Genomic DNA, 23,454 nt, shown 5'->3' on the forward strand with positions numbered 1-23,454 from the left:
CGGAGAACCTTTATGCGCCTTGTCTTTGCCGGCACACCGGCAGCTGCAGTTCCTACTCTGCGAACCCTCGCGATCTCGCACGAAATTGTCGCGGTCGTCACCCGTCCCGACGCGCCGCTGGGGCGCAAGCGCGTGCTCACGCCCTCTGCTGTTGCGCAGGCCGCCGAGGATCTGGAATTGCCGATCATCAAGCGCCCGCTTGGACGAAGAAGCGACCGGCCGCATTGCGGCGCTTCGACCCGAACTGGGTGTCATCGTCGCCTACGGCGGACTGGTGCGCGAGCCGCTGCTGTCGACCCCGACCCACGGCTGGATCAACCTGCACTTCTCGATGCTGCCGCAGTGGCGTGGCGCCGCCCCCGTGCAGCGCGCGCTGATCGCTGGGGATGCAGAGCTGGGTGCCACCGTCTTTCAGCTCGTACCCGCGCTGGATGCGGGCGACGTGTTCGCCGCGCGTACGGTCTCGGTGCCGGCAGATGCCACCGCTGATTTTGCTCTCGATGTTCTCGCGCACGACGGCGCAGGCCTCACTGCCGAGGTCATTGCGGGCATTTCGGCAGGCACGGCTGTCGCCCACCCGCAGGTGGGGGAAGTGTCGGTCGCTCCGAAACTCAACATCGACGACGGGTTGTTGGACTGGTCGCTTCCGGCAGAGCAAGTCTTCGCTCGGTTCCGCGGTGTGACGCCAGAGCCAGGCGCCCACACGACGGTGGGCGGGCTGAGCGTGAAGATCCGCGCGGCCGCTCTTGCAGAGACAGAAGAAGTGCTGCCGCCGGGCGAGATCTTCGCCACGAAGACCTCGCTGCTGATCGGCACAGCGACGACACCTCTTGCAGTCACGCGAGTGCAGCCCGCCGGAAAAGGCCCGATGAACGCCACCGACTGGTGGCGCGGCGTGCGCGACGAAAGGCTGCGGGCCGGCGCATGAGCGAAAAGCAGCAGCGCCACTCTTCGACGCCTCGCACCTCAGCGCCAGACGCAGCCCGTCCTTCGCAACGTCGCCCCGCACGCACAGTCCAGCCCGCGCGCCGCGTGGCCTACGACGTGCTGCGGGCAGTGAGCGACTCTGATGCCTACGCGAACCTTCTGCTGCCCTCTGCAATTGCCACCGCGGGATTGTCGCCCCAGGACGCCGGTCTCGCCACCGAACTGACCTACGGAACCCTCCGCCGTCGCGGCACATATGACGCGATCATCGCGTCTGCTGCAGGACGCCCGGTCGATGAGATCGACTCAGCCGTGCTCGACGCTCTTCGCTCGCCACGCATCAGCTGCTGGCGACCCGGGTAGCCTCGCATGCCGCCGTCAACGAATCTGTGAACCTCGTTGCGTCTGAGGTAGGGAGAGGGCCGTCGAGCTTCACCAATGCGGTGCTCCGCCGCATCTCGCGCGATACCCCGGGCGAGTGGCAGGAGCGCATTGAGGAAGAAGCTCGGTCCGACGATGAACGACTTGGCCTGCGCACTGCGCATCCGGTGTGGATCATTCGTGCGCTTCGACGTGCGCTCATGGCTGAGGGGCGCGTCGACGAGCTAGAAGCGCTCCTGGAGGCCGACAACGTCTCACCGGAGGTGACGCTGGTGGCGTTGCCGGGCCTAGCCGAGCGTGGCGCGCCGGAGCGCCCGTACGCCCCGACGGCGTTCGGATCTCCGGGGGGAGATCCGCGGCAGATCATCGCCGCGGCGGGCGGTACTGTGCGGGTACAGGACGAGGGCTCGCAATTGGTCGCCCTCGCCCTTGCCGCGGCTGCACCCATTGCAGCGGGGGAGCGGTGGCTCGACCTCTGCGCCGGTCCCGGGGGGAAGACAGCGCTGCTCGCCGCGATTGCGCGACAGCATGATGTGACGCTCGAGGCCAACGAGGTGATCCCCGCCCGTGCGGGGCTGGTGCGCAAAGCGCTCAAAGCCGTGCCGGGTGAGGTTATCGTGCACGAGCAGGATGGGCGCATCCTCACGAGTGCGAAAACCGCACAATTCGACCGCATTCTGGTCGATGCGCCGTGCACCGGCCTCGGCGCGCTACGCCGTCGCCCGGAGGCCCGGTGGCGAAAGACACCCGCAGACGTCGCCCAACTCGCTCCGCTCCAAGAGCAGCTGCTCGCCGGTGCTCTCGACGCTCTGAAGCCCGGCGGCATCGTGGCGTATGTGACCTGCTCGCCGCATCTCGCCGAGACCACTGGTGTGATCACCGAGGTGCTGCGCACCCGCACCGACGTCACAGAGCTCGATGCCGGTGCCGTGCTCAACCGAGTGGCAGAGCATCCCCTCGACCTGGCATCAGATGGTTCGGGTCGGGTGCAGCTCTGGCCGCACCGCCACGGTACCGACGCCATGTTCCTCGCGCTCCTGCAGCGCACAGAATCGCCAGAGCGCACAAAGTCGCCAGAACCCACAGAGTCGCCAAAACGCAAACCCAAGGGAGAATGACCACAATGACTCTTCCCCGCGCACCGCGCATCAACCCCAGCATCCTCGCAGCTGATTTCGTCAACATGCAGGCCGGTCTCGATCGCATCGCAACCGCTGACTTCGCTCACGTCGATGTCATGGACAACCATTTGTGCCGAACCTCACCTTCGGTCCGCAGATGGTCGAGCGCATTCAGGCGACGAGTCCGATCCCTCTTGATGTGCACCTCATGATTGATGATCCCGACCGATGGGCTCCTGGCTACGCAGAGCTGGGCGCCGCGAGCGTCACCTTTCATCTCGAGGCAGCCGGCGACCCGATCGCGCTCGCACGGCGGCTGCGGTCCATCGGCGCACGCGCCGGAATCGCGCTCAAACCCGGAACTGCGGGCGAGAGCCTCTACGACCTTTTCGACGAGTTCGATCAAATCCTCGTGATGACGGTCGAGCCTGGCTTTGGCGGACAGGGATTCATGCCGGAAACTATGCCGAAGCTGCGTAACCTTGTGGATCACGCGCGCAGCCGAGCGTCAAATGTCTGGTTCCAGGTCGACGGCGGCATCACCGATGACACCATCGCCCAGGCGGCAGAGGCAGGAGCCGACACCTTCGTCGCCGGATCCGCCGTCTACGGCGCCCAGAACATTGAAGCGGCGATCACCGGGCTTCGAGAGCGCGCGCGAGCCGCTAGCCTTGAAGCGTGAAGACTTTCGACGAGCTGTTCGCTGAGCTCAGTGTCAAGGCCGAGACCCGCCCCGCCGGGTCCGGAACCGTCGCCGAGCTCGACGGCGGTGTGCACACAATCGGCAAGAAGATTGTTGAAGAGGCTGCCGAGGTCTGGATGGCTTCGGAGTACGAATCGGATGCCGCGGCCGCCGAGGAGATCTCGCAACTGCTGTACCACGTGCAGGTGATGATGATCGCGAAGGGGCTCAGCCTCGAGGACGTCTACCGACATCTCTGATGCGCTCCGCCCCTTTCCTCTGACTTGAAAGAATCTCATGCTGCGCATTGCTGTTCCCAACAAGGGCTCGCTCGCCGAGACCGCCGCCGAAATGCTCGCGGAGGCCGGTTACATCGGCCGCCGCGACTCGAAGACCCTGCACGTCATTGACACGCAGAACGATGTCGAGTTCTTCTTCCTGCGTCCGCGCGACATTGCCACCTACGTGGCATCCGGTGCTCTGGACGTCGGAATCACCGGGCGCGACCTGCTGCGCGATGTTCCACAGCAAGCACGTGAAGTGCAGGCGCTCGGATTCGCGCACTCGACGTTCCGCTTCGCAGCACCTGCGGGCAAATACTCCTCGATTGAAGATCTCGCGGGCGCGCGCGTCGCTTCCGCATACCCGGGATTGGTCGATGTGTTCCTGCGCGAGCACGGGGTCGAAGCAACTCTCGTGCCGCTCGACGGCGCCGTGGAATCAGCGGTTCAGCTCGGAGTGGCAGATGCCATCGCGGATGTCGTAGAGACCGGCACCACGCTGCGTCAGGCGGGACTCGAAATCTTCGGTCCGGTCATCATCGAATCTGAGGCTGTACTCATCAGTCGACCTGGCGACGCCGAAGGAACCGACAAACTGCTCCGCCGTCTTCGCGGGGTGATCGTTGCACGCCGTTACGCGCTGCTCGACTACGACCTTCCGGTTGAGTTTGTGGAAAAGGCCGTGGCGATCGCACCGGGTCGCGAATCGCCGACGATTTCACCGCTACAGGATCAGAACTGGGTTGCTGTCCGCATCATGACCCCGCGCAAGGGCATCAACAAGGTGATGGACGATCTCTATGAGCTTGGCGCCCGCGCCCTGATCGTCACCGCAATCGACGCCGCGAGGCTCTGATGACGCTCACGAGTCGTGTCATTCCGTGTCTCGACGTCGCCGCAGGGCGCGTCGTGAAGGGAGTGAATTTCGAGAATCTGCGTGACATGGGCGATCCCGTCGAACTCGCCGCGTACTACGCGGCCCAGGGCGCTGACGAGATCACCTTCCTCGATGTGACCGCAACCGTTGATGAGCGCGCCACCACCTACGACGTCGTGCAGCGGACGGCGGAAAACGTCTTCGTTCCGCTCACAGTCGGCGGGGGAATACGCAGCGTCGAGGACGTGGCGCGGTTGCAGGGCGTTGGCGCCGACAAGGTCGGTGTGAACTCCGCGGCGATCGCCCGCCCAGAACTGATCGGCGAGATCGCCGACCGGTTCGGGTCTCAGGTGCTCGTGCTCTCGCTCGACATCAAGCGGGCACCGACGACGCATTCCGGATTCATCGTGACGACCCACGGCGGCCGTACAGCGACCACGCTGGACGCCTTGGACTGGGCCCGCGAAGCGATCGAACGTGGTGCAGGGGAGTTGCTCGTCAACTCCATCGACGCAGACGGCACCCGCGACGGCTTCGACCTCGAACTCGTCCGGCTCATGCGCGAAGTCTCCTCTGTGCCGGTCATCGCCTCTGGCGGCGCCGGCGCCGTCACCGACTTCGCCCCGGCGATCAAAGCGGGTGCGGATGCTGTGCTCGCCGCCAGCGTTTTCCACTCGGGAGCGCTCACCGTAGGCGATGTCAAGGATGCGATGCGCGCAGAAGGGATCCTCGTTCGATGACCGATCTCGACGCTCGTATCGCACAGGTCGTCTGGAACGCCGACGGACTCGCTCCTGCCATCGTGCAGCAGTGGGATACCCGCGAGGTCTTGATGCTCGCGTGGTTGGATGCCGAGGCACTGCGCCGAACCTTGACGACCGGACGAGTCACCTACTGGTCGCGCTCACGTCAGGAGTATTGGCGTAAGGGGGACACTTCCGGAAATATCCAGCGCATCCACGAGGCGCGATTGGACTGCGACGGAGATGCCATCCTGCTGCTTGTCGATCAGACCGGACCCGCCTGCCACACCGGAACCCGCACATGCTTCGACGCCGCCGACCTCGAAGCCGTCGATGGCATTGGCTCGAGTCACGCGGAAGACGGTACCGAGTGAGTGTGATGAGTCGCGGTCGCAGTATGTCCGTCCTCGGACTCCTGCTCGCCGGTGGTATCGGGATCATTTCCTCGACACAAACCTGGCTGACCGTAGCTCGAGCAGACGGCGGCGAACCGATCCTCGTTCCCGGCGCCGACGCACTCCCTCTGCTCGCCCCCCTGAGCCTCGCGATGCTTGCGCTAGGAGCGGCCCTGGCGCTGGTTGGTCCGGTGCTGCGGTACGTCTTCAGCACCCTAGCGCTCCTCGGTGGCGGCCTCCTCACCTGGTGGACAGCCAGATCCTTGTCACGGTACCGGTGTCTGCGGTTGCACCCGTCGTCACCGAGACCACCGGTCTTGCCGGGAGCACTGCCGTCAACGATGTGATCGGCACGATTACGCCCACGTTCTGGCCGGTGCTCGCTCTCATCGGGTGGGTTCTGCTGCTCATCGCCGCGGTCTTCGCTCTCGTCTCGGCGAACCGCTGGAAGACCGGCGGCAAACGCTACCGCACCGAGAACGCGGCACACGTGAGCGCTGACGGACCGGTAGACGCCATCGATTCTTGGGATGACCTGTCGCGCGGCACTGATCCCACGCAGTGACCCGGATAGACTGAATGCAACACCCCCAGACCGCCCCGGAGGAGAACATGACCAACTCGATCGCAGACCCTGGCCACGGACACTCGCCGGCGGCGTGGACCGCTGTGGTGGTCATGCTCGTCGGCGTCGCTGCCGCAACGCTCGCTTTCTGCCTGGGAGAGCCCACTTTCGTGTGGATCTCTGTCGGCATCATCGTCGTCGGCGCGCTTCTCGGCCCGATCCTGGCCAAGGCCGGGTGGGGTGTGAACGGCCCCAAGTACTCGCCGAAGGGCCACTAATGGTGCTCGCCGACCTCACGGCCGGCGCAGTCGAGGACGCCGAGCGTCGCGCGGAAACACGTCCGCTCGCAGACGTAGAAAAGGCAGCTCTCGCTCGACCCGCCGCTAAGGATGCTCGTGTCGCGCTGGCTCCCGCCGCGCAGGTAAAGATCATCGCCGAGGTAAAGCGTGCGAGCCCTTCGCGTGGCGCCCTCGCCGAAATCCCTGACCCCGCACACCAGGCATCGCTCTATGAGACCGGGGGAGCCTCCGCGATCAGCGTGCTCACCGAAGGTCGTCGTTTCGGCGGCAGCTCGCCGATCTTGAGGCGGTCACCGCTCGCGTCTCACTGCCCGTGCTGCGCAAGGATTTCATAGCCACCCCGTACCAGGTGCTCGAGGCGCGTGCCGCTGGCGCCGACCTTGCCCTTTTGATCGTCGCGGGCATCGAGCCCAAGGTACTGAAAGAGCTGTTCGCCCTCATCACCGAACTCGGCATGACGCCGCTCGTCGAGACTCACTCGGCCGACGAGCTTGAAGCCGCGATCGACCTCGGCGCTCCGCTGATCGGCGTGAACGCTCGAGACTTGAAGACACTGGAACTCGATCGTGACCTTTTCGGCCGATTGGTCGATCGGATCCCCTCGGATGCGGTGAAGATCGCAGAGTCTGCCGTGATGGTCCCCGCGGATGTCGCACACTATCGTTCCGCGGGCGCGATGTTGTACTGATCGGCGAGGCGCTGGTTACCGGCGACCCTGTCGCCACTTTGAAAAGCTTCCTGGAGATGCAATGAGTCTGCGCGCGCAGCCCGGGCCGTTCTTCGGCGAATTCGGCGGCCTGTTTATGCCCGAGTCGCTGATGGCGGCAATTGATGAGCTCACTGTTGCCTATCAGCAGGCCATCGTCGATCCGGAATTCCGTGCTGAACTCGCGCACTTGCTCAGCTCGTACGCCGGACGCCCATCGGCCCTCACCGAGGTGAAGCGCTTCGCAGAGCACGCCGGAGGTGCACGGGTCTTCCTCAAGCGTGAAGACCTCAACCACACCGGTAGCCACAAGATCAACAATGTTCTCGGGCAGGCGCTTCTCACGAAGCGACTCGGCAAGACCCGCGTGATCGCCGAAACCGGTGCCGGTCAGCATGGCGTCGCCACTGCGACCGCCGCCGCGCTGTTCGGCTTGGACTGCACGATCTACATGGGTGAGGTTGACACCGAACGCCAGGCGTTGAATGTCGCCCGGATGCGTCTGCTCGGCGCTGAGGTCGTCCCGGTCACCACGGGTTCACGAACCCTCAAGGATGCGATCAACGACGCGTACCGCGACTGGGTCGCCACCGTCGAGTCGACAAACTACATCTTCGGCACCGCAGCGGGGCCGCATCCGTTCCCCGCGATGGTTCGTGATTTCCAGAAGATCATCGGCGAAGAGGCCCGTCAGCAGCTGCTGGATGAGACCGGTCGCCTGCCTGACGCGGTCGTCGCCTGCGTGGGCGGCGGGTCGAACGCGATTGGCATGTTCGATGCGTTCTTGGATGACGCCGACGTGAAGCTCTACGGTGTCGAGGCAGCCGGTGACGGCATCGACACCGAGCGGCACGCCGCGTCGATCGAGCGCGGACGTCCCGGTGTGCTGCACGGCGCGAGAACATACCTGCTCCAGGACGAAGATGGCCAGACGATCGAGTCGCACTCGATTTCGGCGGGTCTCGACTACCCGGGTGTCGGACCAGAGCACTCCTGGCTCGCAGACATCGGTCGTGCGCAGTACATCCCTGCCACCGACGATGAGGCCATGCAGGCACTCCGTTTGCTGAGCCGCACTGAGGGCATCATCCCGGCCATCGAATCGGCTCATGCTCTGGCGGGTGCAATGCGTATCGGCCAAGAGCTCGGACCGGATGCCATCATCGCCGTGTGCCTTTCCGGGCGCGGTGACAAAGACATGGACACTGCCGCGCGCTATTTCGAGCTCTATGACGAAGAAGCTGCTAACTCGGAGGAACAGCGATGAGCCGGGTAGAAGCTGCTCTGCAGAAAGCGCAGGACGCCGGGCGCGGTGCGTTCATCGGCTACCTCCCGGTCGGTTTTCCCGATCTTGAGACCAGCATCCAGGCAGCGATCACGCTCGCCGAGAATGGCGCAGACGTCATCGAGCTCGGACCGCCATACAGCGACCCCGTGATGGATGGCCTGGTCATCCAAGAAGCGACGCAGGCCGCACTTGCCGCTGGTTTCCGCATGCGGGATTTGTTCACCGCCGTCCGGAGGATCACCGCAGCCACCAACGTCCCTGTCGTCGTGATGACGTATTGGAATCCGGTAGTGCAGTACGGCGTCGATCGTTTTGCCGACGATCTGCTGGCTGCGGGCGGCGCGGGCCTCATCACGCCAGACATCACGCCTGAATCTGCAGGGGAGTGGATTGCCGCAAGCAAGCGAACTGGGCTTGACCGTATTTTCCTGGCCGCTCCCACATCGAGCGACGAACGCCTCGATCTGGTCGTGAGCTCGTCGACGGGCTTCGTCTACACGGTGTCCACCATGGGAATCACCGGCGAGCGGGCCGACCTCGACCAGGCCGCACGCACGCTTGTCGCAAGGCTCCGTGCTCACGGCGCGCACCGTGCGTGCGTCGGCATCGGAATTTCTACCGCCGACCAGATCGCTGGAGTCGTCGATTACGCGGACGGCGCGATCGTCGGAACAGCACTGGTTCGCGCCCTTCGCGACGGCGGTCTCGAAGCCCTCGCCGACGTCACAAGAACACTCGCTGCCGGCACATCGTCTGCAGTCCCTTCACACGAGAACTAGAATCGCACTCATGCCTCTCGCGCTTCACAGCACCTTCACTGGCGTGCTCACCAGCATTCCGAGCCCTCCGGTCAGCTACATCGATCTCGGACCGCTGAGAATTCATTTCTACGCGCTCTGCATCATTGCGGGCATCATCGCCGCCACGTTGTTGACGAACTACCGTCTCACCAAGCGCGGAGCCGAGCCGTGGGTTGTCATCGACATCGCCATCCTTGCCGTACCGCTCGGCATCATCGGCGCACGTATCTTCCACGTGCTGACCCACCCGAACTTCTACTTCGGGCCGGACAAGAACACCTGGAACCCCTTCGAGCCCGGGTCTGTCTGGGCGATCTGGGAGGGCGGCATCGCGATCTTCGGTGCGCTCCTCGGTGGTGCTGTTGGCGCGTATCTGGGCTGCAAGTGGACCGGCATCCGCTTCTGGAGCTTTGCCGACGCCTCGCACCCGGTCTCTTGCTCGCGCAGGCGTTCGGTCGCTTCGGTAACTGGTTCAACCACGAGCTGTACGGACTCCCGACCAACTTGCCCTGGGGATTGGAGATCGAGTCAGATAACGCCGCGTTCCCACCCGGACTCGCCGAAGGCACGCTCTTTCACCCGACATTCCTTTACGAAGTCATCTGGAATGGTCTCGGCGTTCTCTTCATTCTCTGGATCGGTCGTCGCCTGCAGCTGCAGTGGGGCAAGGTCTTCGCCGTGTACCTCATTTGGTACAGCGCTGGCCGTATCCTCTGGGAGTCGATTCGCATCGACCCGAGCGAGATTATCCTCGGCCTCCGCAGCAACGTGTGGGCAGCGATTCTCGGCGTCGTGGTTGGCATCGCGATCCTCATCATCCAGACGCGCCGACACACCGCACGGGAAGCTACGCCTTACGCACCGGGACGCGCTCGGAAGGATGTTGATGCTGATGTACAATCGCAGAACAATCTCGATGAATTCGTCGACGTGAGCGAGCCTCCGGTCGAAGTCACCGCCGGAGCCCCTGCCACAAGCGCCGCTCCTGCAGACGAGTCAGGCTCCCGATAAGCCTCACTCGCCGAGTGAAGAATCCACTGCACTGAACGAGCGGGCCGACGTCGTCCCCGGTGTCACTTGACTATCTGAGGACGTTAACGGATGTATTTCCAGCCTCCCTACGGCGCATCTGGCGCTTACCCCCCGAAGCAGGGCATGTACAACCCGGCATTCGAAAAGGATGCCTGCGGCCTGGCCATGGTCGCAACCCTCCGGGGCACCGCCGGCCACGACATCATTGAGCTTGCTCTGGAGTCGTTACGAAATCTCGAACACCGCGGTGCCATCGGCTCCGATTCGGGCACCGGAGACGGTGCCGGCATCCTCACCCAGATGCCAGACGCATTCTTGCGTGAAGTCACCGGCTTCGAACTCCCCACGGCAGGCGAATACGCCGCCGGTCTCGCTTTTCTCCCGCTGCAGGCGGGGGAGCGTCGCACCCAAAAGGCGGGTGTCGAAAAGATTGCGCGCGAAGAGGGCCTCACTGTCCTCGGCTGGCGCGTTGTGCCCACTGCCAACGAGAACCTCGGCAAGCTTGCCGATGAGGCTCGTCCAGCTTTCGAGCAGCTTTTCGTGGCGACCAATCCCGCTCCGGGTGACGGCGAACGTCTTTCCGGTATCGCGTTGGACCGCGTCGCATACCGTCTGCGCAAGCGCGCCGGGCATGAGCTCGGCGCATATTTTGTCTCGCTGTCCAGCCGCACTCTTGGCTACAAGGGCATGGTCACGACGCTTCAGCTCGAGCCGTTCTACCCTGACCTCCAGGACGAACGATTCACCTCTGAGCTCGCTGTCGTGCACTCCCGCTATTCCACGAATACCTTCCCGTCGTGGCCGCTAGCTCAGCCGCTGCGGATGCTGGCACACAATGGCGAGATCAACACTGTTGGTGGCAACCGCAACTGGATGCGCGCCCGACAGTCTCAGCTCGAGTCCGAGATGCTCGGCGACATCAAGCCGTTGCTGCCGATCTGCACGCCAGGGGCCAGTGACTCGGCATCCTTCGATGAGGTGCTTGAGCTGCTGACCTTGACCGGTCGCAGCCTGCCGCACGCCATCATGATGATGGTGCCTGAGGCATACGAAAAGCAGACCGACCTCCCACCGGAGCTGCGTGCCTTCTACGAGTATCACTCGAACCAGATGGAGCCGTGGGATGGGCCGGCAGCGCTGATCTTCACGGACGGCACGCTCGTCGGTGCGACTCTTGACCGCAACGGTCTGCGACCTGGCCGCTGGACAGAGACCACCGATGGATTAATCGTTATCGGCTCGGAGACCGGTGTGCTCGAGTTCGAGCCGGAGCGCATCAAGCGCCGCGGACGCCTGCAGCCCGGCAAGATGTTCCTCGTAGATACCGCCGCTGGTCGCATCGTCGAAGACGACGAGATCAAGCACGATCTCGCCACCATGCACCCCTGGCAAGACTGGCTCGATCAAGGCGCTGTCCGCCTCGCCGACCTGCCGGAACGCGAGCACATCGTGCACCCGCCGGCATCCATCACCCGACGTCAGCGCACCTTCGGCTATACCGAAGAAGAAGTGCGCATTCTTCTCACCCCGATGGGCCAGAATGGTGCCGAGCCGCTCGGCGCGATGGGGTCCGACACCCCGATCGCTGTGCTCAGCGAGCGACCGCGACTGCTGTTCGACTACTTCACGCAGCAGTTCGCGCAGGTGACAAACCCGCCGCTGGATTCCATCCGAGAAGAGGTCGTCACGAGCCTCGGTCTCGGTCTCGGGCCGGAGGGCAACCTGCTGAGCTGGGGCCCAGAGCACACTCGCACGGTCACTCTCGATTTCCCGGTCATCGACAACGATGAGCTGGCGAAGGTGCGCCATATCGATAAGGCGCTCGAAGGGCGCTCGTCGGTCACGCTGCGCGGCCTTTATCACTTCGACGCCGGCTCGCACACGATGCAGGAGCGCCTTGATGAGATGTGCGCCGAAGCCGATGAGGCGATCGCGCGTGGCGCGGAGTTCATCATCCTGTCGGATCGCGACTCGAATAAGGACCTCGTGCCGATCCCGTCGCTGCTGATGGTTTCGGCGATCCATCACCACCTGATTCGGCGTGAGAACCGAATGAAGGTCGGTCTGGTCGTCGAAGCAGGCGATGTCCGCGAGGTTCACCACGTCGCGACGCTGATCGGCTACGGCGCATCTGCCGTCAACCCCTATCTCGCGATGGAGACAGTCGAGCATCTCGTGCGCACCGGCTTCATCACCGGAATCTCGCCCGAAAAGGCCGTACGCAACCTGATCTACGCGCTCGGCAAGGGTGTGCTGAAGATCATGTCGAAGATGGGCATCTCCACCGTGTCGTCATACGCCGGAGCGCAGGTGTTCGAGGCGGTCGGCCTCAGCCAGAAGCTCATCGACGCGTACTTCACCGGCACAGAGTCGAAGCTCGGTGGAATCGACATCGAACACGTCTTCGCTGAGAACCAGGCGCGTCACGACTATGCCTACCCCGAGGATGCCGCGGCTCGCGCTCATGAGCGACTGTGGACAGGCGGCGAGTACCAATGGCGCCGAGATGGCTCGCCGCACCTGTTCAACCCTGACACCGTGTTCCGGCTGCAGCATTCCACGCGTACCCGCCGCTATGACATCTTCCGTGAGTACACGAAGCTCGTCGACGATCAGGCGGCAGAACTCAAGACGTTGCGCGGACTGTTCACCCTGCGCACCGGCGCCAACAGATCGGTGCCTCTCGATGAGGTCGAACCGGTCAGCGACATCGTGAAGCGGTTTTCGACCGGCGCGATGAGCTACGGCTCAATTTCGAGCGAGGCGCACGAGACGCTGGCGATCGCGATGAACCGCCTGGGCGGCAAGTCAAACACCGGCGAAGGCGGCGAAGACACCGATCGTCTGCTTGACCCTGAGCGTCGCAGCGCGATCAAGCAGGTTGCCTCCGGTCGTTTCGGCGTGACAAGCCTGTACCTGACTCAGGCCGATGACATTCAGATCAAGCTCGCGCAGGGCGCCAAGCCCGGCGAGGGCGGCCAACTGCCACCGGCGAAGGTGTACCCCTGGGTGGCGCGCACGCGTCACGCGACCGCCGGCGTCGGGCTCATCTCGCCGCCGCCCCACCATGACATCTATTCGATCGAAGATCTCAAGCAGCTGATCTTCGACCTGAAGAGAGCGAATCCCAACGCGCGCATCCACACCAAGCTGGTGAGTCAGTCGGGTATCGGTGCCGTCTCCGCGGGCGTCGCGAAGGCACTCAGCGACGTCATCCTGGTCTCGGGCCATGACGGCGGCACCGGTGCGAGCCCGCTGAACTCGCTCAAGCACGCGGGCACCCCGTGGGAACTCGGGCTCGCCGAAACGCAGCAGACCCTGATGCTCAACGGCATGCGGGACCGCGTTGTCGTGCAGGTCGACGGGCAACTCAAGACCGGCCGCGACGTCATCATCGGCGCGCTGCTCGGCGCGGAGGAGTTTGGTTTCGCGACGGCACCACTGGTGGTGAGCGGCTGCATCATGATGCGCGTCTGCCACTTGGACACCTGTCCAGTCGGCGTCGCCACACAGAACCCGGCGCTGCGGGAGCGTTTCACCGGCAAGCCGGAGTTCGTCATCAACTTCATGGAGTTCATTGCCCAAGAGGTGCGCGAACTGCTTGCAGAGCTCGGATTCCGCTCACTCGATGAGATCATCGGGCGCGCCGACCTCATCGAGGCGAACGCCGCCATCGAGCACTGGAAGACCGATGGGCTGGATCTCTCGCCCATGCTTGAAGGACCTGTCTTCCCGGCATCCGAGCCGCGCCGCAGCGCCCGCAAGCAGGAGCACGAGCTCGACAAGCACTTCGACGTCCAGCTGATCGAGATGTCGCAGGAGGCGCTGAACGAGCGCACCCATGTCGTCATCGATCTCCCGATCCGCAACACTGAACGCGCAGTCGGCACGATGCTCGGTCACGAGGTCACCGCACGCTTCGGTGCGGCCGGACTCGCGCCGGAGACGATCGACATCACGCTCCGCGGCACCGCGGGCCAGTCCCTCGGCGCATTCCTGCCCTCCGGCATCATCCTGCGACTCGAAGGCGACGCCAACGACTACGTGGGCAAGGGCCTCTCCGGCGGCGACATCACGATTCGTGCAGCGCGCGGTTCGCACATCACCCCCCATGAGAACGTGATCGCCGGAAACGTCATCGGTTACGGAGCGACCTCAGGCACGATGTACATTTCCGGAGTCGTCGGGGAACGGTTCCTGGTGCGAAACTCCGGGGCGACGGCCGTGGTCGAAGGGGTGGGCGACCACGCACTCGAGTACATGACGGGCGGTGTCGCGGTGATTCTCGGATCGACCGGACGAAACCTGGGTGCCGGAATGTCTGGCGGCGTGGCGTACGTGCACGGGCTTGTCACGGACAAGGTCAACCAGCAGTCTCGTGAGAGCGGGGAACTGCGGTTGGAGGCTCTCGACCGGGCCGATCTCGAGGTACTCCGCGGCCTGCTCACCGAGCATGCAGAGCGCACGGCGTCTCCGCTCGCCACCGAAATGCTGGTGGACTTTGACGCCGTCGCATCCGAATTTGTGAAGGTGTTGCCGCGTGATTTCGCCGCAGTACGCACCATGCGCCAGGAAGCGGAGGCAGACGGGCTCGACCCGGATGGCGATGTTGTCTGGAGCAGAATCCTGGAGGTGACTGGTGGCTGACCCCAAGGGCTTTATGAAGGTGACAGAGCGGGAGCTGCCCGCTCGCCGTCCCGTCCCGGTCCGAATCATGGACTGGAAAGAGGTCTATGAACCGGGCGACAAGGCGGTGCTGCGCCGTCAGGCTGGCCGGTGCATGGATTGCGGTGTGCCGTTCTGTCACGCTGGCTGCCCGCTCGGCAATCTAATCCCGGAGTGGAACGATCTCACTTGGCGCGGAGAAGACCGCTCGGCAATCGAGCGGCTGCACGCCACGAACAACTTCCCGGAGTTCACGGGCCGGCTGTGCCCTGCCCCCTGCGAGAGCGCCTGCGTGCTGGGAATCAACCAGCCTGCCGTGACGATCAAGCAGGTAGAGGTTTCGATCATCAACGAGGCGTTCGCTCAGGGCTGGGTCGAACCAGAACCACCGGAACGTCTCACCGGCAAGACCATCGCCGTCGTCGGTTCGGGTCCCGCAGGCCTCGCTGCCGCACAGCAGCTCACGCGAGCCGGGCACACCGTCGCCGTGTTCGAACGCGACGATCGTATTGGCGCCTGCTGCGCTACGGCATCCCGGACTTCAAGATGGAGAAGAGTCACATCGAGTCGCGCCTGCGTCAGATGCAGGAAGAGGGAACCCGCTTCCGCGCTGGTGTCGAAATCGGTAAGGACATCAGCTGGACTGATCTGCGCGCACGATACGACGCGATTGTTGTCGCGACTGGCTCGACTGTCCCACGTGACCTGGCTATCCCCGGGCGCGACCTGGATGGCGTGCACTACGCGATGGAGTACCTCGTCGAGTCGAACCATGCGGTCGCCGGCGATGGCGTACAGAACCAGATCACCGCCGAGGGCAAGCACGTCATCGTCATCGGCGGCGGCGACACCGGAGCCGACTGCATCGGCACCGCGCATCGTCAGGGCGCACTCAGCGTGACGAATCTCGCGATCGGCGTGCAGCCGGGCGAAGATCGCCCGGATCACCAGCCGTGGCCGATGATGCCCACCATCTTCGAGGTGCAGTCCGCCCATGAGGAAGGCGGGGAGCGCCATTACCTGGCATCCACTGTCGAGTTCCTCTCCAATGATGCGGGCGAGGTACGCGCACTGCGCGTCGCCGAGACGGAATACGTCGACGGTCGCCGCGTCCCAAAGAGTGGCACCGAGCGCGAGATTCCCGCAGACCTCGTGCTGATCGCGATGGGATTCACAGGACCAGAGCAGGATAGCTTCACCGAGGATACCCATCCGCAGGTGACCGACCGCGGTTCTTTCCGCCGCGACGAGTCCTACGAATCCACCGTCCCGGGTGTATTTGTTGCCGGTGACGCCGGTCGTGGGCAGTCACTTATCGTGTGGGCGATTGCAGAAGGTCGCGCGGCCGCTGCGAGCGTCGACCGCTTCCTGATGGGCGAGACGGTACTTCCTGCGCCAGTACGACCCTCAGATGTCGCGATTGGGCTGTAGCCCGCGTAGGCTGGCTGCGGCACCGTCGCCAGTTCGTTCCTTTCCCTTTTACCCTGGAGAATCTGTTGAGACGCGCGAAAATCGTCGCCACGCTGGGCCCGGCCACCTCCACCTACGAGAGCGTCCGCGCCATCATCGAAGCGGGGGTCGACGTCGCCCGACTGAACCTCAGCCACGGTGACTATTCCGTTCACGAAGCCAACTACGCAAACGTCCGTCGTGCCGCAGACGACGCGGGGAAGGCTGTAGCCATCCTCGTCGACCTGCAGGGGCCGAAAATCCGGCTCGGAAAGTTCGAAGCCGGCCCCTACGATCTCGCAGTGGGCGACATCTTCAAGATCACCACCGAAGACATCATCGGCAACCGTGAGATCTGTGGCACGACCTTCAAGGGTCTGCCAAACGATGTCAAGGCTGGCGACTTCCTCCTCATCGATGACGGCAAGGTCCGCGTAGAGGTCGTCGAGACGGATGGCACCGTCGTCACCACGCGCGTCATCGTCGCCGGTGCTGTGTCCAACAACAAGGGCATCAACCTGCCCGGTGTCGCCGTCAACGTTCCTGCGTTGAGTGGGAAGGACGAGGCTGACCTTCGCTGGGGCCTGAAAATCGGTGCTGACCTCATCGCGCTGTCGTTCGTCCGCAACGCCGAAGACGTCGACCGCGTGCACGAGATCATGGCCGAAGAGGGCGTGCGAGTGCCCGTCATCGCCAAGATCGAGAAGCCTCAGGCCGTCGACAACCTCGAAGAGATCGTCATGGCGTTCGACGGCATCATGGTCGCTCGTGGCGACCTCGGCGTGGAACTCCCACTCGAGGCCGTGCCGATCGTGCAGAAGCGCGCGGTCGAGCTTGCGCGTCGCAACGCCAAGCCGGTCATCGTGGCGACTCAGATGCTCGAGTCGATGATCTCCAGCCCGGTACCGACACGCGCCGAGACCTCTGACGTCGCGAACGCCGTCCTCGACGGTGCAGACGCTGTCATGCTCTCTGGCGAGACGAGCGTGGGGGAGTACCCCATCGTTGTCGTCGAGACCATGGCGCGGATCGTGGAATCCACTGAAGAGCACGGCCTGGAGCGCATCGCGCCCCTCACCGCCAAGCCGCGCACCCAGGGTGGCGCCATCACCCTCGCAGCGCTTGAGGTTGCCGACTTCGTTGAGGCGAAGTACCTGTGTGTGTTCACGCAGTCTGGTGACTCGGCACGCCGCCTGTCGCGTCTGCGTTCGCGAATTCCGATGCTCGCGTTCACGCCGGACCCCGACATCCGGCGCCGCATGGCGCTGACGTGGGGTATCCGCTCGACGCTCGTCGAGGCAGTGCAGCACACCGACCTGATGTTCCTTCAGGTCGACGAGCACCTGCTGAAGAACAAGCTGGCGGAGGTAGGGGATCGGGTCGTTGTGATCTCCGGTTCCCCTCCCGGAATCGTGGGTTCTACCAACGACATCCGCGTCCACAAGGTCGGGGATGCTGTGAATGGTGCAGCGCCGATCTATCAGGCTGCCGTCTGATCTGATCGCATGAAGAAGGCCCGGGGCTCACGCCCCGGGCCTTCTTCGATTTCTGTGCCGGCGGTGGGACTCGAACCCACACGTCCTTTCGAACAAAGCATTTTGAGTGCTCCGCGTCTACCATTCCGCCACGCCGGCTCACGTGTCGCGTCTACGACTTTAGCGCAGGATAGATGCTCGTTCCGCCCATTGCCGCTGCCTGGGCCTTGGTACAGGACGCTCTCCCCTAGAATGGATATGTGACCGAGCAAGAACAGACCGAGCAGCCCACGTCATCCGCCCCGCGACGCGTTGTCGTCGCCGAAGATGAGTCGCTGATCCGTCTCGACATCGTCGAGATCCTTCGCGACAACGGCTACGACGTCGTTGGAGAAGCCGGTGACGGTGAAACGGCTGTGGCTCTCGCCACGGAACTGCGCCCCGACCTGGTGATCATGGACGTCAAGATGCCCCTGCTCGATGGCATCAGCGCGGCCGAGAAGCTGCACAAGGGCAACATTGCCCCCGTCGTGCTGCTCACCGCTTTCAGCCAGAAGGAACTCGTCGAACGCGCAAGCGAAGCGGGCGCCCTGGCTTACGTTGTGAAGCCCTTCACTCCGAACGATCTGCTTCCCGCGATCGAAATCGCCCTTGCCCGGCACGAGCAGATCATCACCCTCGAGGCCGAGGTTGCCGACATGGTCGAGCGCTTCGAGACCCGCAAGCTCGTCGACCGCGCCAAGGGCCTGCTCAACGAGAAGATGGGGCTCACCGAGCCCGAGGCATTCCGCTGGATCCAGAAGGCTTCCATGGACCGCCGTCTCACCATGCAGGACGTCGCGAAGGCCATCATCGAGCAGCTCGCGCCCAAGAAGGCGTGATCACTCTCGGAAGCGGTATCCGCCTCCGAGAGCTTGCATCCGGATGCAGCGAATCCTGACAGACGCCTAAGAGGCGGGGAAGTCCTTGATCATGTTCGTGATGCGAATCGTCGAGCAACGCCGTCCCTGATCGTCGCTTACGGCGATCTCGTGCACAGCAACGCTGCGGCCCAAGTGGATCGGCGTGCACACGCCGGTGACAATGCCCGAGGTCGCAGAACGAGTGTGCGTGGCGTTGATGTCGACGCCGACGGCGAGACGGCCAGGGCCTGCATGCAGGTTCGCGGCCATCGAGCCCAGCGACTCACCCAGAACAACGTACGCACCGCCGTGCAGGAGACCAACCGGCTGCGTGTTGCCTTCGACTGGCATCGTCGCAACAGCGCGTTCGATCGTGAATTCGATGAACTTGATCTCCATCTTTTCGGCCAAAGCGCCCATGCCTCGCTGTGCGAGCCATTCCAGCGGGGTCATCTGTGTGGTCTCGATCACGTGTCCTCCTCAGCGCGTGTCCGTCGTCCTCGTTAGGCTGACAGGGTGACGGACTCCGCAAAGCCTACCCTCATGGTCGTCGACGGCCATTCTCTCGCCTACCGTGCGTTCTTCGCGCTCCCGGTCGAGAATTTCACCACCAAAGACAATCAGCACACCAATGCGATCTACGGCTTCTTGTCGATGCTCGTCAACCTCATCAAGGCTGAGCAGCCGACGCACCTCGCGATCGCCTTCGACACCTCACGGCACTCCTTCCGTACGGACGAATACCCCGAATACAAGGCGACCCGTTCCGAATCGCCCCAAGAGTTCCGTGGCCAGGTCCCGCTTCTCCAAGACGTCCTCGCTGCCATGTCGATCCCCGTGCTGACAAAGGAAGGTATCGAGGCCGACGACATTCTCGCGACCCTCGCCGCGCAGGGCGCTGAGGCGGGATTCAATGTGCTGGTCGTGTCCGGCGATCGCGATACTATCCAGCTCGTCACGGATGACGTGACGCTTCTTTACCCGTCCGTGCAGGGCGTCTCGCAGCTCAAGCGTTACGACCCCGCCACGGTTCAGGAACGCTACGGCGTCAGGCCGGAGCAGTACCCCGATATCGCCGCTCTGGTGGGCGAAACCAGCGACAACCTGCCAGGTGTGCCGAAGGTGGGGGAGAAGACAGCAGTCAAGTGGCTCACCCAGTTCGGCAGCCTCGACGAACTACTCGAACGCGCCGAAGAGATCAAGGGTGTCGTCGGCGGCAATCTCCGCGATCATATGGATGCTGTGCGCCGCAACCGCAGGCTCAACCGCCTGCTGACCGACGTCGAACTTCCCGTCGCGCCCACAGATCTCGCCGTCGCGCCGATCGATGCCCAAGCCGTCCGCGATATTTTCGCGCGCCTGGAGTTCCGAACCCTTCTGCCACGCGTCTTCGACGCCGTCGGAACGGGTGACGAGTCTGTGCACGATGAGCCTGCCGTACCGCTGCCTGACCCTGTCGAGGTGTCGGTCACCGATCTTGTGCAGTGGCTCAAATCACAGACCATCGAGACTGCGCTCACTCTCGTGACAGCCGGCGGCGCGATTTCGCGCATTGGCGTTGCGACAGCCACCGAGCTGCGTGAGAGCGACTGGAGCGCAGCCACCGCTGATGCACTCCGCCCCTGGCTTGAGTCCGACGCCGCCAAGGTCATGAACGATGCCAAGCCGCAGGTGAAGGCGTTGCTTCGTGCGGGCATCCGCATCGGCGGATTGACGTACGACACGACGCTGGCTGGCTGGCTGCTGCGTCCGAGCTTCCCAGACAAGACACTCGCGCACCTTGTCGATCGCTACCTCGATGAGAAACTGCCGGAGGCCGATCCCTCGCAACTCGTACCAGAGACCGATGGCGCGACGCCGTCGCAAGAAGCCTGGTTCACCCTCCGGGCTGCGGCCGCCCTGCGCGACGCACTCCCAGAGCCAGTCGCAACAGTACTCACCGACGTCGAACTGCCCACGCTGCTTGTCCTCGCAGACATGGAGGTCGCGGGAGTCGCGGTCTCGCACGAGGTGCTCTCCACCTTCTCGGGCGAACTTGCCTCCCGCACCGAGGGCATTGCGACCGAAGCCTTCGCGCTCGTCGGCCGCGAGTTCAACCTCGGCTCGCCCAAACAGTTGCAAGAGGTGCTGTTCGAAGACCTGCAGCTGCCCAAGACCCGGAAGACCAAGACGGGCTACTCCACGGATGCTGCGGTGCTCGCCGATCTGCAGGACAGCAATCCGCACCCTTTCCTTGACCTCTTGCTGCAGCACCGCGAGGCGACGAAACTTCGTCAGATCATCGAGTCGCTCGACGCCGCGATCGGCGAGGATCATCGCGTTCACACCACCTACGTCCAGACCGGCAGCCAGACCGGGCGTCTCTCCAGCACCGACCCGAACTTGCAGAACATTCCGGTGCGTACCGAAGAGTCGCGTCGCATCCGGAGCGCATTCGAAGTAGGCGAAGGCTTTGAAACGCTCCTCACCGCCGACTACTCGCAGATCGAGATGCGAATCATGGCGCATCTATCCGGCGACGAAGGACTGATCGAGGCGTTCAACAGCGGCGAAGACCTGCACCGTTTCGTCGGTTCGCGTGTGTTCGGGGTCGAGCCGTCTGAAGTCACCTCGGCGATGCGCACCAAGGTGAAGGCGATGTCCTACGGACTCGTCTACGGGCTCTCTGCGTTCGGCCTTTCCAAGCAGCTGCGCATCGAGCAGTCCGAGGCCAAGAAGCTGATGCTCGAGTACTTCGCTCGCTTCGGCGCCGTGCGCGACTACCTGCGCACTTCGGTGCTGAAAGCGAAAGAAGTCGGATACACCGAGACGATCTTCGGCCGCCGGCGCCCGTTCCCTGACCTCACGAGTCCGAACCGGGTGCTGCGTGAAAACGCCGAGCGCGCTGCGCTCAACGCTCCGATCCAGGGCAGCGCGGCCGACATCATGAAGATCGCGCTCTTTCAGATTCACGACGATCTGAAGAAGGCTGAACTCCGCTCCCGCGTGCTGTTGCAGATCCACGATGAGCTCGTGCTCGAAGTCGCGCCGGGGGAGTGGGATGCCACCGAGCAGATCGTGCGCGCGCGCATGGCGAATGCCGCCGATCTCACCGTGCCGCTCGATGTGCAGGTCGGCCGAGGCCGCGACTGGAACGAGGCCGCACACTAGAGCGGCGCAACCGCCACGGCACTACGCTGAAGGGCATGACGACTACCCCTCGCACACCCACAGCGATCGACAAGATCGCCGAAGAGTGGGTCGACACCCTCGCCGTTCTTGAGCCAACGCTCGGCACGTACATTGGCCGCAACGACGTCAACGACCGCTACGGCGATCTCAGTCCCGACGGCCATGAGCAGTATGCGGCAGAGGTGCGTAAAACCCTCGGCGCGCTCGACGCTGTATCCCCGGCTGATTCGGTCGACGAAGTCACCAAGCAGACTTCGGTAGCGAGCTCCGGCTCGACCTCGAGTTCCACGACGCGCAGTGGCACCTCCGCGACCTCAACGTGATCGCATCCGCTGCGCAGGACATCCGCCAGGTTTATGACCTCATGCCGACATCAACCGTCGACGACTGGTCCGTCGTCGCCACGCGTCTCGCGGCTGTGCCCAACGCACTCCGCGGGTACACCGCGACACTTCAGGAAGGCATCTCGCGCGGTATTACTCCCGCACGCCGTCAGGTCCTTGAGGTTGCCGGCCAGATCACCCGCTACACGGCAGACGACGGGTTCTTCGCAGAATTCGTCGCCGATGCGACTCCGGATGAAGGGGACCTTCCGGCTTCTCTCGCCCGCGAGCTTGCGAACAGCGCTTCTGCTGCCCGCGTCGCCTACGACGAGCTGCGTCAGTTCCTCACCGGAACCCTGGTGCACGCGGCATCCGATGTTGACGCCGTCGGACGCGATGTCTACGCGCTGCATTCCCGCCGCTTCCTCGGTGCAGAAATCGATCTGGACGAGACGTACGAATGGGGACGCGAAGAACTCGCCCGTATGGTCGCCGAACAGACCGCGATCGCGAACGAGATCCTGCCGGGCGCATCCGTCGAAGAGGCCGTCGCCCACCTTGAGGCTGACCCCGCTCGCAAACTCCACGGCACCGATGCTCTCCGGAAGTGGATGCAGGAAACGAGCGACCGCGCCGTGGCCGAGCTGGGTGCAACGCACTTTGATATCCCCGAGCAGATCCGCACGCTCGAGTGCATGATCGCGCCCACGCAAGAGGGCGGCATCTACTACACCGGCCCGACAGACGACTTCTCTCGGCCTGGACGCATGTGGTGGTCAGTGCCTGAGGGAGTCACAGAGTTCGACACATGGCGTGAGCTCACGACCGTTTACCACGAGGGCATTCCCGGTCATCACCTTCAGATCGGCCAGGCGGTATACAACCGTGCCGAGCTGAACTCTTGGCGCCGGTTGCTGGCGGGTACGTCCGGGCATGCAGAGGGCTGGGCGCTCTACGCGGAACGGCTTATGCAGCAGCTCGGCTATCTTGATGATCCGGCCGACCGATTGGGCATGCTTGATGGCCAGCGCATGCGCGCAGCGCGTGTCGTGCTCGACATCGGTGTGCACCTCGGAAAGCCACGCCTCGACGGCACAGGCACCTGGGACGCGGACTACGCGCTCGAGTTCATGCGCAAAAACGTGAACATGTCGGATGAGTTCGTGCAGTTCGAGGTCAACCGCTACCTGGGTTGGCCAGGCCAGGCGCCGTCGTACAAGGTCGGTCAACGGATTTGGGAACAGGTCCGCGACGCGTACCAGGCCCAGCAGGGTGACGCTTTCGACATCAAGCAGTTCCACAAGCGTGCGCTCGATCTCGGAGGTGTCGGTCTCGACACCCTCCGCACGGCACTGATCACCAAATAGAGGCA

15 protein-coding genes, 1 tRNA gene and 7 pseudogenes are annotated in these 23,454 nt (G+C 63.9%); 21 read left to right on the forward strand and 2 right to left on the reverse strand.

The window, feature by feature from the left end; all coding sequences use genetic code 11:
* Positions 1–12 precede the first annotated feature (12 nt).
* From fmt to pyk, 18 genes and pseudogenes are all read left to right on the forward strand, one after another.
* Positions 13–928: pseudogene (gene fmt, locus DC31_RS09615) on the forward strand (methionyl-tRNA formyltransferase).
* Positions 925–2,426 (forward strand): annotated as a pseudogene (locus DC31_RS09620) (RsmB/NOP family class I SAM-dependent RNA methyltransferase). The pseudogenes fmt and DC31_RS09620 overlap by 4 nt, the downstream one beginning before the upstream one ends.
* A gap of 5 nt (positions 2,427–2,431) precedes the next feature.
* Positions 2,432–3,111 (forward strand): annotated as a pseudogene (rpe, locus tag DC31_RS09625) (ribulose-phosphate 3-epimerase).
* Positions 3,108–3,371 carry a phosphoribosyl-ATP diphosphatase gene (locus DC31_RS09630; RefSeq protein WP_036279352.1) on the forward strand — a complete coding sequence of 88 codons (264 nt, stop codon included), beginning with the start codon at positions 3,108–3,110 and terminating at the stop codon, positions 3,369–3,371. Before rpe ends, DC31_RS09630 begins: the two are co-directional and overlap by 4 nt.
* A 37-nt stretch (positions 3,372–3,408) precedes the next feature.
* Positions 3,409–4,248, forward strand: coding sequence for an ATP phosphoribosyltransferase (gene hisG / locus DC31_RS09635; RefSeq protein ID WP_036279355.1), 840 nt, complete (start codon positions 3,409–3,411; stop codon positions 4,246–4,248).
* Positions 4,248–5,009, forward strand: a complete 762-nt coding sequence (hisF, locus tag DC31_RS09640) for an imidazole glycerol phosphate synthase subunit HisF (protein ID WP_036279357.1) — start codon at positions 4,248–4,250, stop codon at positions 5,007–5,009. The genes hisG and hisF overlap by 1 nt, the downstream gene beginning before the upstream one ends.
* Entirely contained in the window at positions 5,006–5,386 is a 381-nt protein-coding gene (gene hisI / locus DC31_RS09645) for a phosphoribosyl-AMP cyclohydrolase (protein WP_036279359.1), read from the forward strand. The genes hisF and hisI overlap by 4 nt, the downstream gene beginning before the upstream one ends.
* 23 nt (positions 5,387–5,409) lie before the next feature.
* Positions 5,410–5,754, forward strand: a complete 345-nt coding sequence (locus tag DC31_RS19930) for a Trp biosynthesis-associated membrane protein (protein WP_268748234.1) — start codon at positions 5,410–5,412, stop codon at positions 5,752–5,754.
* Positions 5,655–5,972: a Trp biosynthesis-associated membrane protein gene (locus DC31_RS19935; protein ID WP_268748232.1), complete on the forward strand. Its 318-nt coding sequence runs from the start codon at positions 5,655–5,657 to the stop codon at positions 5,970–5,972. Before DC31_RS19930 ends, DC31_RS19935 begins: the two co-directional genes overlap by 100 nt.
* A 47-nt stretch (positions 5,973–6,019) precedes the next feature.
* The gene (locus DC31_RS09655; protein ID WP_036279362.1) at positions 6,020–6,250 is read left to right on the forward strand and encodes an HGxxPAAW family protein; all 231 of its coding nucleotides are present in this window, start codon (positions 6,020–6,022) and stop codon (positions 6,248–6,250) included.
* A gap of 2 nt (positions 6,251–6,252) precedes the next feature.
* Positions 6,253–7,024, forward strand: a pseudogene (trpC, locus tag DC31_RS09660) (indole-3-glycerol phosphate synthase TrpC).
* Positions 7,021–8,244 carry a tryptophan synthase subunit beta gene (gene trpB / locus DC31_RS09665; protein WP_036279364.1) on the forward strand — a complete coding sequence of 408 codons (1,224 nt, stop codon included), beginning with the start codon at positions 7,021–7,023 and terminating at the stop codon, positions 8,242–8,244. Before trpC ends, trpB begins: the two are co-directional and overlap by 4 nt.
* Positions 8,241–9,044 (forward strand): tryptophan synthase subunit alpha, encoded by an 804-nt coding sequence (gene trpA, locus DC31_RS09670; RefSeq protein WP_036279365.1) that lies wholly within the window; start codon positions 8,241–8,243, stop codon positions 9,042–9,044. Before trpB ends, trpA begins: the two co-directional genes overlap by 4 nt.
* Positions 9,045–9,180: 136 nt before the next feature.
* Positions 9,181–10,076 (forward strand): annotated as a pseudogene (gene lgt, locus DC31_RS09675) (prolipoprotein diacylglyceryl transferase).
* A 90-nt stretch (positions 10,077–10,166) separates the two neighbouring features.
* Positions 10,167–14,744, forward strand: a complete 4,578-nt coding sequence (gltB, locus tag DC31_RS09680; RefSeq protein ID WP_036279368.1) for a glutamate synthase large subunit — start codon at positions 10,167–10,169, stop codon at positions 14,742–14,744.
* 67 nt (positions 14,745–14,811) lie between these two features.
* Positions 14,812–15,288, forward strand: a pseudogene (locus DC31_RS20530) (FAD-dependent oxidoreductase); the annotation flags it as partial.
* Between the two features lie 56 nt (positions 15,289–15,344).
* The gene (locus tag DC31_RS20535; RefSeq protein WP_442921889.1) at positions 15,345–16,193 is read left to right on the forward strand and encodes an FAD-dependent oxidoreductase; all 849 of its coding nucleotides are present in this window, start codon (positions 15,345–15,347) and stop codon (positions 16,191–16,193) included.
* Positions 16,194–16,258: 65 nt separating this feature from the next.
* On the forward strand, positions 16,259–17,707 hold the full coding sequence (gene pyk / locus DC31_RS09690; RefSeq protein WP_036279369.1) for a pyruvate kinase: 1,449 nt from the start codon (positions 16,259–16,261) through the stop codon (positions 17,705–17,707).
* Between the two features lie 55 nt (positions 17,708–17,762).
* Here the strand turns inward: pyk and DC31_RS09695 are convergent.
* A tRNA-Leu gene (locus DC31_RS09695) sits at positions 17,763–17,845 on the reverse strand.
* Positions 17,846–17,946: 101 nt separating this feature from the next.
* Between DC31_RS09695 and DC31_RS09700 the strand changes: the two genes are divergently transcribed.
* Positions 17,947–18,567 carry an ANTAR domain-containing response regulator gene (locus tag DC31_RS09700; RefSeq protein ID WP_036279371.1) on the forward strand — a complete coding sequence of 207 codons (621 nt, stop codon included), beginning with the start codon at positions 17,947–17,949 and terminating at the stop codon, positions 18,565–18,567.
* Between the two features lie 66 nt (positions 18,568–18,633).
* Here the strand turns inward: DC31_RS09700 and DC31_RS09705 are convergent, their stop codons facing one another.
* A complete protein-coding gene (locus DC31_RS09705) occupies positions 18,634–19,041 on the reverse strand; it encodes a hotdog fold thioesterase (protein WP_036279838.1) in 408 nt (135 codons plus the stop codon).
* A 63-nt stretch (positions 19,042–19,104) separates the two neighbouring features.
* On the opposite strand from DC31_RS09705, the gene polA reads away from it, so the two are divergent.
* A complete protein-coding gene (gene polA / locus DC31_RS09710; protein WP_036279374.1) occupies positions 19,105–21,738 on the forward strand; it encodes a DNA polymerase I in 2,634 nt (877 codons plus the stop codon).
* A gap of 35 nt (positions 21,739–21,773) precedes the next feature.
* A pseudogene (locus DC31_RS09715) lies at positions 21,774–23,449 on the forward strand (DUF885 domain-containing protein).
* The last annotated feature ends 5 nt before the right edge of the window (positions 23,450–23,454 follow it).

The sequence above is a fragment of the Microbacterium sp. CH12i genome, from assembly GCF_000685355.1.
Lineage (GTDB): Bacteria > Actinomycetota > Actinomycetes > Actinomycetales > Microbacteriaceae > Microbacterium.

Coding starts and splice junctions, on each gene's coding strand:
- DC31_RS09705 (WP_036279838.1), bottom strand. CDS start 19,041: ATGACCCCGCTGGAATGGCTCGCACAGCGAGGCATGGGCGCTTTGGCC.
- hisG (WP_036279355.1), top strand. CDS start 3,409: ATGCTGCGCATTGCTGTTCCCAACAAGGGCTCGCTCGCCGAGACCGCC.
- DC31_RS19930 (WP_268748234.1), top strand. CDS start 5,410: ATGTCCGTCCTCGGACTCCTGCTCGCCGGTGGTATCGGGATCATTTCC.
- trpA (WP_036279365.1), top strand. CDS start 8,241: ATGAGCCGGGTAGAAGCTGCTCTGCAGAAAGCGCAGGACGCCGGGCGC.
- hisI (WP_036279359.1), top strand. CDS start 5,006: ATGACCGATCTCGACGCTCGTATCGCACAGGTCGTCTGGAACGCCGAC.
- DC31_RS09655 (WP_036279362.1), top strand. CDS start 6,020: ATGACCAACTCGATCGCAGACCCTGGCCACGGACACTCGCCGGCGGCG.
- DC31_RS20535 (WP_442921889.1), top strand. CDS start 15,345: ATGCAGGAAGAGGGAACCCGCTTCCGCGCTGGTGTCGAAATCGGTAAG.
- gltB (WP_036279368.1), top strand. CDS start 10,167: ATGTATTTCCAGCCTCCCTACGGCGCATCTGGCGCTTACCCCCCGAAG.
- trpB (WP_036279364.1), top strand. CDS start 7,021: ATGAGTCTGCGCGCGCAGCCCGGGCCGTTCTTCGGCGAATTCGGCGGC.
- hisF (WP_036279357.1), top strand. CDS start 4,248: ATGACGCTCACGAGTCGTGTCATTCCGTGTCTCGACGTCGCCGCAGGG.